General features: G+C 39.6%; 11 protein-coding genes. 6 read left to right on the top strand and 5 right to left on the bottom strand.

The features are described from left to right. Positions 1 to 27: 27 nt before the first annotated feature. Positions 28 to 906 (top strand): YwqG family protein, encoded by an 879-nt coding sequence (locus MHI04_RS13330; RefSeq protein ID WP_342534920.1) that lies wholly within the window; start codon positions 28 to 30, stop codon positions 904 to 906. A gap of 620 nt (positions 907 to 1,526) precedes the next feature. Here the strand turns inward: MHI04_RS13330 and MHI04_RS13325 are convergent. Beyond that, positions 1,527 to 2,018, bottom strand: coding sequence for a GNAT family N-acetyltransferase (locus tag MHI04_RS13325; protein WP_170829817.1), 492 nt, complete (start codon positions 2,016 to 2,018; stop codon positions 1,527 to 1,529). A gap of 72 nt (positions 2,019 to 2,090) precedes the next feature. Here MHI04_RS13325 and MHI04_RS13320 point away from each other — a divergent pair, with 72 nt between their 5' ends. Next, positions 2,091 to 2,519, top strand: coding sequence for an NUDIX domain-containing protein (locus tag MHI04_RS13320; RefSeq protein ID WP_036123251.1), 429 nt, complete (start codon positions 2,091 to 2,093; stop codon positions 2,517 to 2,519). Positions 2,520 to 2,656: 137 nt separating this feature from the next. On the opposite strand, the gene MHI04_RS13315 is transcribed toward MHI04_RS13320, so the two are convergent. The 3 genes from MHI04_RS13315 to mscL form a co-directional block, all read right to left on the bottom strand. Continuing rightward, positions 2,657 to 3,817, bottom strand: a complete 1,161-nt coding sequence (locus tag MHI04_RS13315) for an aminotransferase class I/II-fold pyridoxal phosphate-dependent enzyme (RefSeq protein ID WP_342534919.1) — start codon at positions 3,815 to 3,817, stop codon at positions 2,657 to 2,659. Positions 3,818 to 3,820: 3 nt separating this feature from the next. Beyond that, on the bottom strand, positions 3,821 to 4,936 hold the full coding sequence (locus MHI04_RS13310; RefSeq protein WP_036123256.1) for a methionine biosynthesis PLP-dependent protein: 1,116 nt from the start codon (positions 4,934 to 4,936) through the stop codon (positions 3,821 to 3,823). A gap of 750 nt (positions 4,937 to 5,686) precedes the next feature. Further along, the gene (gene mscL, locus MHI04_RS13305) at positions 5,687 to 6,076 is read right to left on the bottom strand and encodes a large conductance mechanosensitive channel protein MscL (protein WP_036123266.1); all 390 of its coding nucleotides are present in this window, start codon (positions 6,074 to 6,076) and stop codon (positions 5,687 to 5,689) included. Between the two features lie 204 nt (positions 6,077 to 6,280). On the opposite strand from mscL, the gene MHI04_RS13300 reads away from it, so the two are divergent. Beyond that, the gene (locus tag MHI04_RS13300) at positions 6,281 to 6,979 is read left to right on the top strand and encodes a lytic transglycosylase domain-containing protein (RefSeq protein ID WP_036123269.1); all 699 of its coding nucleotides are present in this window, start codon (positions 6,281 to 6,283) and stop codon (positions 6,977 to 6,979) included. A 35-nt stretch (positions 6,980 to 7,014) separates the two neighbouring features. On the opposite strand, the gene MHI04_RS13295 is transcribed toward MHI04_RS13300, so the two are convergent. Further along, the gene (locus tag MHI04_RS13295; RefSeq protein ID WP_036123271.1) at positions 7,015 to 7,272 is read right to left on the bottom strand and encodes a GlsB/YeaQ/YmgE family stress response membrane protein; all 258 of its coding nucleotides are present in this window, start codon (positions 7,270 to 7,272) and stop codon (positions 7,015 to 7,017) included. A gap of 767 nt (positions 7,273 to 8,039) precedes the next feature. On the opposite strand from MHI04_RS13295, the gene MHI04_RS13290 reads away from it, so the two are divergent. The 3 genes from MHI04_RS13290 (at position 8,040) to ilvD (ending at position 12,568) form a co-directional block, all read left to right on the top strand. After that, a complete protein-coding gene (locus MHI04_RS13290; RefSeq protein WP_036123274.1) occupies positions 8,040 to 9,215 on the top strand; it encodes an amino acid deaminase/aldolase in 1,176 nt (391 codons plus the stop codon). Continuing rightward, entirely contained in the window at positions 9,203 to 10,525 is a 1,323-nt protein-coding gene (locus MHI04_RS13285; RefSeq protein ID WP_342534918.1) for a D-arabinono-1,4-lactone oxidase, read from the top strand. Before MHI04_RS13290 ends, MHI04_RS13285 begins: the two co-directional genes overlap by 13 nt. 372 nt (positions 10,526 to 10,897) lie before the next feature. Continuing rightward, entirely contained in the window at positions 10,898 to 12,568 is a 1,671-nt protein-coding gene (gene ilvD, locus MHI04_RS13280; protein ID WP_036123280.1) for a dihydroxy-acid dehydratase, read from the top strand. The last annotated feature ends 63 nt before the right edge of the window (positions 12,569 to 12,631 follow it).

Genomic DNA, 12,631 nt, shown 5'->3' with positions numbered 1-12,631 from the left:
CGTGTGTAACGGTAGGAGGGGAAGGCATTGAGCAACACAGAAAAATGGAACAAATGGTTGAAAGACTATGGGTTAGCACATAAGGCTGAGCAAATAGCAGCTTATACTAGAAGCTCTATACGTATGGTAGCTAAGCAAAATGCTGATGAAGAAATTCCGATTGGCCATTCAAAAATAGGTGGCTGTCCGGATGTTCCCACAGATTTTGTGTGGCCATATACGAACGATAAGAGACCGTTGTATTTCCTTTGCCAACTACATGTAAAGGATATCAAACCTTACGATACCAACAATTTATTACCTACAGATGGATTATTGTCCTTTTTCTATGATGCAGCCGAGCAACCATGGGGATACGATCCGAAAGACTATGATGGCTTCAATGTTTTCTATTTCACAGAACCAGTTAGTAGCCTTACAAGAATAAAAATACCTGCTATCTTACTCAAACATGGCGACATTGCCAGTGCAAGTCTGCAGTTTAAAAATGAATGGACACTCCCGCCCTGGGAATCTCCATTTTGGGATGATTTAGAAGAAACTCTAACGGAAGAGGAAGCAGATAATTTGAGAGACCTTGCATATGAATCGATGGAAGAAGCTGATGCAAATGGAGCCGTTCATCGCATAGACGGTTTTCCAGATGCTATTCAAGGGGATATGTACTTACAATGTCAGCTTGTCTCCAATGGCTTATATTGTGGCGATTCAACTGGCTATAATGATCCCCTTCGAAGGGAATTAGAGGCTGGGGCAACAGACTGGCGATTATTGCTTCAACTTGATTCAGAAGAAGAGCTTGGATATATGTGGGAAGATAGCGGTAGATTGTATTTTTGGATTCGTGAGGATGATTGCCAAAAGATCCGCTTTGATCAGACATGGGTTGTCTTACAATGCTTTTAAAAACAAAGGGGGATAACGGTTGTCAAAGCAACCGTTATCCTTTTAGTGTTGAAAAACAAAACAGTCAATTGAAAGGGAGAAATGGATTTCCGTTGCAGGCTACTTGCTTTCCTGTGGGCGAGCGCACCGAGCCACTTCCTCCGCTATCGCTCCGTTTAGAGGCTCGCCTGTCTCGCTATCCCATGGGAGTCAAGTAGCCTTCCACTCCAACCCACAAAAATGGTACCTTTTTAGCAAAGGTTTTCAAATAAAGTGAAGGTGTTTGCTACTTATTTTATGGAGGATGATTGTCATTCATCACTTCTCCATATTGAAAATAAGAGCCTATCCTCTCTAAGAATACAGATAATGGGCTATTTGATCGCTATACTACTATGAAAAAAAGTAAAGACACTTTGCAGAATGGTTGATTGGAGTGGAGCCAGCGTCACTCCTAGGGGATTTAGCGTCACAGATGAGACCCTGGAGCGAGCGTAAGTGAGTGAAGCGGCTCATCGGACGCCCCCTGGAAAGGACGTTGGCGGAACGGAAATCAACCCCTCACCTTGCAAATTTGCTTTTTCTGCCTTTGACATGATCTTTTTTCAACAACATGGGGATAACGGTTGTCAAAGCAACCGTTATCCTTTTTCATGTTGTTTCACCATTTTCACTGTTTTAAGCGGATAACCATCGAAACACTCATCGAATTCTACTAGCTTTTCGAACCCCTTTGCCTGATAAAAATGCATACCAATTGTATTTTCTTTTGCTACACAAACAAATAATGACGATAGGCTGGGAAGCATGTTTAGCCCTCTTTGTAAAAGAGCTGAACCGATACCACTCCCCTGGCTATCAGGATGCAAGTAAATGGCAAGCAGCTCTGCCTCACCATGTGTAACATTTGAGAAATTAGCAAAGCCTACTAGCGATTCATCGACGATTGCGACTAAAAATAGGCTAGTAGTGAAGCGCTGTGTTAAACGGTTACTGCTATACGCCATTTGTAAAAAGCGATCTTGAATATCACGAGGGATGATTCCTTCATATGTATGGTGCCAGCTTGTTCTAGCAATTTCTTGTACAAATGTAATGTCATTTTCTAGCATCTGTCGTATAATAAATGTCAACACTTTTCACCTGCAATTCCAATTTTTATCTTTATTGTAACATTCAATCAGTCGAAATGGGGGGTCACTTTCATGCAAGTAGTGGAAAAAGCATTTGGCTATATTACGAGAGAGCATGAAGAACAATTACAAGTGCTCGTATTTGAACAGAATTCAGTTGGTGCAGGTATTCAAGTGCCCAAAGGTACAGTAGAAGAGGGCGAAACACCTTTAGAAGCTGTGAAGCGTGAAATGTTGGAGGAGACTGGTCTAACAACACTTGTCGTTCAGAGGTTAATTGCACAGGACTATTTTAATCATCCGTCAGGTATTTTACAGAAACGTTATTTTTATCATTTAACATCCGATGAAACACAAGATTCATGGCAACATCATCCAACGGGCTTAAATGAAGCGGATTTAATTTTTTCATTTTATTGGATTTCTGCTGAGCAAGAAGCGCTACTAGCAAAGGGGCATGGTGATTATTTATACCGTGTGTTAGGAAAGGTGAAAAATTGAACGTAGGATTATAAAGATGCGGTGGCATGACTACTTTAGCTATTAACAAATAGAAAACCCTAACTATGATAAAACACGCAATGAGTGTTTCGTAAAATAGTTAGGGTTTTTTAACGGTCTCTTTCAGGTTGGTTCAATCAAGCCTTGGCCGCAATCTCTAAGGCTTGTGCAAAATCAGCAATTAAATCATCCACATGCTCAAGTCCCACTGAAAATCGTAAAAGTCCATCTGTGATGCCGCGTTTTGCACGCTCCTCAGGCTCCATAGCAGCATGACTCATCTTTGCTGGGTAAGAAAGAATTGATTCCACACCCCCAAGAGAGACCGCAAAAACAGGAATTGTCATTGCTTCGACTAATGTTTTTGCGGCTGCATAATTCGGTAAACGGAAAGACAATACAGCCCCACCACTTGTACTTTGACGTTGATGAATGTCATACCCTGGATGTGAGGCAAGTCCAGGATAGTAGACTTGCTCAACCAGTGGATTTGTAGTTAAAAATGTTGCAATTTTTTGTGCAGATTCAGCAGAGCGACTAAAGCGCACATCTGTTGTTTTGATATTTTGTAGCAGTGTGAAAGAATCTTGTACACCTAAAATATTGCCAAAAGAATTTTGGATAAAGTATAGCTCTTGTCCTAGCTTGTCATCTGCTGTAACTGTTAAGCCAGCAATAATATCAGAATGACCAGATAAGAACTTAGTTGCACTATGAATGACGACATCAACTCCAAGTTCTAGTGGACGTTGGTGTAACGGTGTCATAAAGGTATTATCTAAAAATGTAAGACATTGGTGTTGTTTCGCTAGTGCCACCACGCCACGAATATCTGTGATGCCTAATGTCGGATTTGATGGTGTTTCCATATAAAGCAGCTTCGTAGCTGGCGTTATTGCTGCTTCTACTGCTGCTAGATCCGTGAAGTCTACAAATGTATGGGAAATCCCAAAGCGTGGTAACACCTTTGTCACAAAACGATAGGTTCCACCATAAACATCCTCGGTCATGACGATATGGTCCCCTTGGGATAACAGCATTAACGCTGCTGATACCGCTGCAATGCCCGAAGAAAAGGCATGAGCGCGAACACCACCTTCAAGTTCTGCCACAGCTTTTTCTAATGCGTCTCTCGTAGGGTTGCCTGAGCGAGCATAATCATATTCTCCAAACTCATCCATACTTTCTTGATGGAAGGTAGAGGACAGATACATGGGAACATTGACAGCCCCTTTTTTATTACCATAGCCATCACGAACACCTGCATGAATGAGGCTCGTTTCAATACGTTGCTTCATAAATTATGCCTCCTTTCTTAGGATATCGAATACTTGTTGTAAGTCTGCAATTAAATCTTCTGCTTCCTCAATACCGACAGAGAATCGAAGTAAACGATCACAAACGCCACGTTCAACACGCTCTTCATATGGCATATCTGCATGTGTTTGTGTGGCAGGATATGTAATAAAGCTTTCCACACCGCCAAGACTTTCAGCAAAAGTAATTAACTTTAAGTGACGAAGGAATGGGTCAATCCACTCAGGCTTTTGCAAGCGGAATGACAGCATGCCACCTTTTCCTGTATAAAGTACATCAGTCACTAATGCTTCTTCCTCTAAATAAGCGGCAATGGCTTTTGCATTCGCATCATGCTGTTTTAATCGAAGATGTAAAGTTTTTAAACCGCGAATAAGTAACCACGAATCCATAGCGCCTAGTACCATACCACTACCATTATGAATAAAGCCAATGCGTTCAGCTAATTCCTTACCTTTAGCCACAACTAAACCAGCTAAAACATCATTATGACCACCGATATATTTTGTAGCAGAGTGAAGGACAATGTCAGCTCCTAGTTCGATAGGGCGTTGGAAGTATGGTGTATAGAAGGTATTATCTACAATTAACCAGGCTCCATGCTTATGGGCTAACTCTGCATACACTTGTAAATCGAATTCCTGCATAAGTGGATTTGTTGGGGTTTCAATGAATAACGCACGAGTATTTTCAGTTATTAATGCTTCCACCTGTTCAACCGATTCAAACTTTGAATAAACAGGCTTGATATTATAGGTTTCTTGGAAGAAGTTAAATAGTCTATAGGTACCGCCATATAAATCATCAGGCACGACTAACTCATCGCCTGGTTTAAATAAGGATAACACCAATTGAATAGCAGCCATCCCTGAACTACAGGCAAAGCCCATATCGCCCCCCTCTAAATCAGCAATCCCTTCTTCTAAAAGAGCACGTGTAGGATTTTTTGTACGTGTATAGTCAAAGCCAGTAGATTCCCCAATTCCAGCATGTTTATAAGCAGTCGATAAATGGATCGGCGGGCTCACAGCACCTGTTATGGGGTCACTTAAATTTCCTAGTTGTACAAGTTTTGTTTCAATACTTCTGTTTAATGTCATGACGTCACTCTTTTCTCCAATATTATTAAAAGCGACAATTTTCGCTTTCAATTTATTAGTATTCTCAATAATTGTTACCAATTTAACATGGATACTAAAGAAGAACAAGGGTGTTTTCTGAAAATTAGCTAGATTATTTATAGTTAATCACGTAGGAATAGTAGGAGATTGATTATTAAATTATGAGCAACAATGTGTGGGAGCTTCTAGTTAAGTTAACAGGATAGAGCAGAGAAAGTGGAGGATACGCATAAAGTTGGTGGATAGAATAAGAAAAGCAGCGGATAGAACGCGGAAAGAGATGGATAGAGCAGAAAAAGAGAAGGATACGCATAAAGTTGGTGGATAGAATAAGAAAAGCAGCGGATAGAACGCGGAAAGAGATGGATAGAGCAGAGAAAGAGAAGGATACGCATAAAACTGGTAGATAGAGTAAGGAAAGTAGTGGATAAAACGCGGAAAGAGATGGATAGAGCAGAGAAAGAGAAGGATACGGATAAAGTTGATGGATAGAATAAGAAAAGTAGTGGTTAAAACGCGGAAAGAGATGGTTAGAGCAGAGAAAGAGAAGGATACGCATAAAGTTGGTGGATAGAATAAGGAAAGTAGCGGATAAAACGCGGAAAGAGATGGATAGAGCAGAGAAAGTGGAGGAGACGCATAAAGCAGCGGATAGAACAGCCAAAGAGAAGGATACAAAACCAAAGGATCTGCCTCTTTCGAATAAGGCAGATCCTTTGGTGTCATATGTTAGGCTTGTTCTTTTTTGAGTAAATCACGAATTTCTTTGAGGAGCTCTTCTTTTGCATCTAATTCAGGAGCTGGCTCTTCAACGACTGCTTCTTCTTTTTTACGTGTAAGCTTCGTCATAATTCGGAGGGCCATAAAAATGGCAAATGCAATAATTAAAAAATCAATAATTGATTGTAGAAATACACCTAAATTGACTTGGGCTTCACCAGAGCCAAAAACAAAGCTCTTTGTTAAATCAACACCACCTGTTAAAATACCAACTAATGGCATAATGATATTTTCAACTAAGGAGGTAACAATTTTACCGAAAGCACCACCGATGACTACTGCTACTGCTAGATCGACAATATTGCCTTTCATTGCAAATTCTTTAAAGTCTTTCCACAAAATAAATGCCTCCCTATTATTATCCAATATAATGAATCAATCTGTATTTTACTATATTTTTAGCAAACCTTTCAACTGCTTTTATAGTGAAAATGAATAGCATCCTACAACTGGAAGTTTCTATCTTACAAAAATTAAAAGATCTACTACATATAACGAAAAATTTGGTAATATAGAAAAAGAATACTAGATTAGGTGTGACGTATGACAAAGAAAAAGAACAACAAAGCCATGTTATCACCCGCTACAAAATTGGGTATGATAGCATTATTGATTCCCGTTGCGATAACGGTGTATGTCCTGACATTTTTTGCGTGGAAGGAACTTCAAACATTACCGATTTTCGAAAAGCTTGCACAGCAAAAGGCAATTGAGGAGATTCAACAACATTTCGATATGGACATTCCAGAGAAATACATTCCGGTATATGTAGCAGCGGAGGAGAAATATGGTGTGCCATGGACATTGCTTGCTGCACATCATCGAATTGAAACGAGATTTTCTACAGTGAAATCAATGGTTTCATCTGCCGGGGCAGAAGGGCATATGCAATTTATGCCGTGCACGTTCGTTGGCTGGCAGCATCCTACTTGTTCAGGACTAGGAAAAGGAAACATCACGAAGGCTGAATTAATGAATCCAGAGACAATTGCTAAATATGGAGGATATGGCGTAGACGCGAATGGGGATGGTATAGCCGATCCCTATGATATTGAGGATGCGGTATTTAGTGCAGCTAATTATTTAGCTAAATACGGCGCTGCCAAAGGTAATATTAAGAAAGCTGTGTATCAATACAATCATAGTGAAGAATATGTAGAAAATGTATTGTATTACTACCAATTGTATAATGATTATCACGATGAACTCCGAGCAACCGTTTTACTAAATGAAGCAAAATAAAGAGCCATCACCATGAATGGCTCTTTATTACATATTTAAGTTGCTTTACGCATACCTTTTAAAATAAGGCTGACGATAAAGATCAACACAACGGCACCGATCAGTGCTGGGAACACGTAGAAATCACTTACTCTCCAACCCCAGTTCCCTAAAACCATACTACCGATCCAAGAACCAACAATCCCTGCAATAATATTCCCGATGATGCCACCAGGTACATCTTTACCTAAAATTACGCCAGCTAACCATCCAAGAATTCCTCCGATGATTAAATACCAAATGAAACTAATCATTATTTTCATCTCCTTAAAATTAAGATATAATGGCGATTACTTAGTTATACCCTGAATGGAGTAGATTAAACACTGCGATTTTGTTTAGTAATTATTACATGCTGTCATAATGGCTGTAGACAAATGAATGCAGCTCTTTCATCATGCCCACACTAACGTAACTCCAACTGCATAAATGATTGTGAAAATGTCCACATTAACTACAATTACTTCTATATTGTACATAGACCGATTTTCGCTTACTTCTATAGTATGTTCACGCATTCAATTCGTACCAAAAATAGATGGAACGCTCCAAAATCAGCCGTTTGACTAAATATTTGCAAAAACCACCTTTTTATCCATGAAAAAATGCATTTTTTGTTGAAGCAGAATTTCAATCAATTATACGGTTGTTCATTTTTTATTTATATGAATGGAAAATGGTTAAATTTTCACCTTTTAATAGTTTGAAAATTCTGTTTAAAAGGATTATAATGTAGAAAAAAGGAGCGTGTTGCATATGAATATGGCTGTTATGAAACGTTTAAATCGTCAAGGTTTTCTGATTGCTGGTCTGCATTTGTTAGTGCTGCTAAATCTTGCAGCCGATTTCTTATACGCATCGTAACCAATTGAATAGAAAGGTGAATGAAATGTTTGTCCCATTCTAAAACAACTGTGTCGACTTATTGAATAAAAAGCGCACGGTTGTTTTTATTTTGACTCATGAATAACAAAATTATTCTGTAAATTGTCAAATACATAGTATATACAGGAGGGATTAAATGACGACAAGATTGGATCGAGCGTTTAGTGATTTGGAAAGACCATTTGCTTGGTTGGACTTAGATGCGCTGGATAAAAATATACGAACTGTGCAAGAGGCTTGTGGTGGCAAGCAAATTCGTATTGCGACAAAATCGATTCGTTCTGTTGAAGTGCTTCGTTATGTTCAGAAAAACCTTGCTAATGTTGTAGGCTTTATGACATTCACAGCGGCAGAGACCATTTTTTTACTACAGCAGCAATTTGATGATTTATTACTGGGCTATCCAGTAATGGAGGAAGCAGCTATTCGTCGCTTGCTACATTTCGTCAAAGACGGGAAAAGCGTTACTTTTATGGTGGATCGGCCAGAACATATCCAACTATTAGCGAAGCTGGGACTAGAAATAGGTGTACGTGTACAGGTTTGCATTGATATTAATGTTTCGAATGATTTTAAAGTACTGTATTTCGGGACTAAACGTTCATCGTTGTATTCTCTTGAGACGCTGACACCTTTTTTGCAAGAGATTCAAAAAACGTCAGCGATTGAGGTTGTAGGTGCAATGGGCTATGAGGCTCAAATAGCAGGCGTTGGCAATCGTCCTGCGAATGCATTAAAAGGCAAAGTGATTGAGGCAATGCAAGTACAAGCTAAAAAACAAGTAACCCAATTTCGTCGCTTAGCGATAGCCCATATCAAGGCGTATTTTCCAAACTTACGCTTCGTCAATGGTGGAGGCTCAGGGAGCATGTTATATACCAATCAGCAGAAAGAAGTGACTGAAATTACAGTAGGCTCCGCTTTTTATGCACCTGCATTGTTCGATCAATTTACACATTTACAGCTAGAAAAGGCAGCTGGATTTGCTTTGAGTGTAACGAGAAAGCCTGAAAAAAATATTGTTGTTTGTCATGGTGGTGGTTATACGGCTTCTGGAGCAATTGGATTGGATCGCTTACCTGTATTCTATGAACCTAGCAATTTTGCATACCTTAGCTTAGAAGGAGCAGGAGAAGTACAAACGCCTATAAAGGTCAAAGGAAAACATATTAATATTGGTGATACGATCTATTTTAGACATGCAAAAGCAGGGGAGCTTTGTGAGCGTTTTCAAGTACTCCATGGGATTCGAGAGGACAAGTATATGGGGCCTTACACAACATATAGGGGGGATGGACAATGTTTTCTATAGAAAAATGGCGTAATGGTGAAAAGTGGACGAATTGGGCGGGGAATGTTATTTCCTATCCGAGTGAAATGTACTTACCACAATCGGTTGAAGAAGTTTCAACCATTGTCAAGCATGCACGTGAGACGAGAAAAACGATTCGGGTTACAGGGGCAGCTCACTCTTTTAGCGCTGTGGCTATGCCTGAGCATATCGCTATTTCCTTACATAATATGCGTGGATTAATCGCTGTGAATGAGGAAAAGCAGGAGGCAACATTATGGGCTGGTACCTACCTATATGAAATTGGACCAATGCTGGAGAAGCACGGCTTTGCTTTAATCAATATGGGGGATATTCAGGAGCAAACGATTGCAGGAGCAGTATCAACGGGTACACATGGTACAGGGATTACACTTGGTTCTCTGTCGTCTGCTGTCATGACATGGGGGTTTGTAGATGGCACTGGCACATATCAGGAGCATAGGAGGGGAATGGACGATTTATCTGAAGCACTACATGTATCGCTCGGTATGCTTGGTGTCCTTGTCAAAGTAACGATCAAAGTCATGCCACTTTATAGCTTGCATTATGTTGGGGCAAGAGAAACTTTGAGCAATGGTCTCACACTATTCGCAGAGGATATTCGCCAACATCGCCATGTGGAATGGTTTTATTTCCCTGGCAGTGAGACGATTCAAGTAAAACGGATGAATGCTGTAGCACCCATCTATCAAAGTGAATGGAATAAAAAAATAGAAACGTTAAAGCTCCAAATTGTAGAAAATGGTGCTTTCTTTGCAATGTCAGAACTTTGTAAGTGGAAACCAGCGTTAAGTGGTGCTATGAGTAAAATAGCAGCCGCAAATGTCGTGGAAAGTGAAAAAGTGGGTATAAGCTATGAAATTTATCCTTCTCCTCGTAGTGTGAAGTTCCAAGAAAGTGAATATGCCATTCCACTCGCTCAATTTGAAGCATGCGTGGAGGAAATTCATACAACCTTTAAAAAAGGGATTTTTAATGTTCATTTTCCATTAGAGTGTCGAACAACTGCGGGGGAAACAGGCTTTTTAAGTCCAACACAGGGGCGCGAGTCTGCTTTTATAGCCTTTCATATGTATAAAGGGATGTCAGAAGAGCCTTATTTTAAATGGGTTCATACTTTGATGCAAAAATATGATGGCCGACCTCACTGGGGCAAACAACACCATTTAACAGCACAAACCGTCTACGAACTGTATCCAGAGATCGAAAAGTTTTTAAAAATACGACACCAATATGATCCCGATCAAGTATTTTTTACAGGCTACTTAAAAAAATTGTTTCTATTGTAAGCGTTATCTCTATAGATAAGATGATTCAACTTGTCCGAAAATATGGGAATCAATGGCCTCTTACATTGTTGGTTATTATTGAAAAATAAAAATTTGAACGAAATGTCAAAATTTTTATCAAAGCGAGATAAAACTGATGCTTAATCAGCATGTAAACGATTTCAATTTTGACAGATTTTTTTAATTGTTTGAACAATTCAAAAAATACTGTTGACGAGACCTTTTTTTCGTACTATGATAACAACAATTTAACACGTTCGTTACAGCAGTAGCCATCTAGTAGGCTGCTACTCTATAAACAAAAATTAAAAAGACAGAACATTTTGTCTATAGCAACGAACATAGTATGGATAGCAATGAGGGGCGTTTAAAATGAGAAGTGACATGATTAAAGTAGGCGTAGATCGAGCGCCACATCGAAGTCTTTTATATGCAACAGGCAAAGTAAAAGCAAAAGATTTAGGCAAACCATTTATTGGGGTTTGTAACTCATATATCGACATAATACCAGGTCACGTTCATTTACGTACGTTCGCTGATGTAGTGAAAGAAGCCATTATTGAAGCGGGTGGTATTCCATTCGAATTTAATACAATTGGTGTCGATGATGGTATTGCAATGGGGCATATTGGTATGCGTTATTCATTACCAAGTCGTGAAATTATAGCAGACTCAGCAGAGACAGTTATTAATGCACATTGGTTTGATGGTGTATTTTATATTCCAAACTGTGACAAAATTACACCAGGGATGCTGATGGCAGCAGTTCGCACAAACGTACCATCTATCTTTGTTTCTGGTGGTCCAATGGAGGCTGGTACTTCTGCTTCAGGCAAGCAGCTTTCTTTAACCTCTGTTTTTGAAGGCGTAGGAGCCCATAAATCAGGAAAGATGTCATCTGAAGAGTTGTTAGATATTGAAAATAATGCATGTCCAACATGTGGCTCATGCTCAGGGATGTTTACAGCCAACTCGATGAACTGTTTAATGGAAATGCTCGGTGTTGCTCTACCAGGGAATGGTACAATCGTTGCCACTTCTGAAGAGCGTCACAAGCTGATTAAAGAAGCAGCCAAACAATTAATTCGTATGGTCAAGGAAGACATTAAGCCACGCGACATTATTACAAAAGAGTCAATTGATGATGCTTTTGCTCTTGATATGGCAATGGGAGGCTCCACAAACACTGTTCTTCATACATTAGCCATTGCCAATGAAGCAGAAATAGATTACAACATTGAAGATATTAATAAAGTAGCAGAGCGAGTACCCTATTTAGCAAAAATTATGCCTGCATCCGATATTTCAATGGATGATATCAATAAAGCGGGTGGTGTTAGTGCCATTATTAATGAATTAACATCCATTCCGGGAGCTATTCATCCAGATCGCCCAACCGTTGCAGGTGTAACGATGGGTGAGCTTGTCAAAGATTATCACATCACGAATGATCAAGTCATTCGAACAAAAGACAATCCCTATAGTGCTGTAGGTGGGTTATCGGTGTTATTTGGTAACATTGCACCTGATGGCTCCGTTATTAAAGTAGGTGCAGTTGATCCTTCCATCAAAGTATTCAAGGGAGAGGCAATCGTCTTTGATTCCCAAGAAGCAGCGCAGGAAAACATTGATAATGGAATAGTGAAAGAGGGCCATGTAGTCGTCATTCGCTATGAAGGACCTAAGGGTGGCCCAGGGATGCCTGAAATGCTTGCACCAACATCTGCGATACAAGGTCGTGGTCTTGGTACAAAGGTTGCATTAATTACAGATGGTCGTTTCTCAGGTGCATCTCGAGGTATTTCAATTGGTCATATTTCACCAGAAGCTGCTGAAGGCGGTCCAATCGCCTTAGTAGAAAACGGAGATATTATTGAAATTGATCTACCAAATCGTACGATTAATGTACAAGTTTCAGATGAAGTTTTAGCTGAACGTCGTGCAAAATTACCAGTCTTTGAGCCAAAAATCAAACGTGGTTGGTTAGCAAGATATTCAAAATTAGTGACGAACGCTTCCACTGGTGGCGTAATGAAAATTTAACAACTAGATAAATGAAAACGTTGATGAGGTTAAAGGTTCTAGAGCCTTGTATCTACCAGAGAG

This window comes from Lysinibacillus sp. FSL K6-1151 (assembly GCF_038630755.1).
GTDB classification, from domain to species: Bacteria; Bacillota; Bacilli; order Bacillales_A; family Planococcaceae; genus Lysinibacillus; species Lysinibacillus fusiformis_D.
The sequence above is the reverse complement of the archived record's forward strand: the minus strand, read 5'-3'. Positions and strand labels throughout refer to the sequence as shown.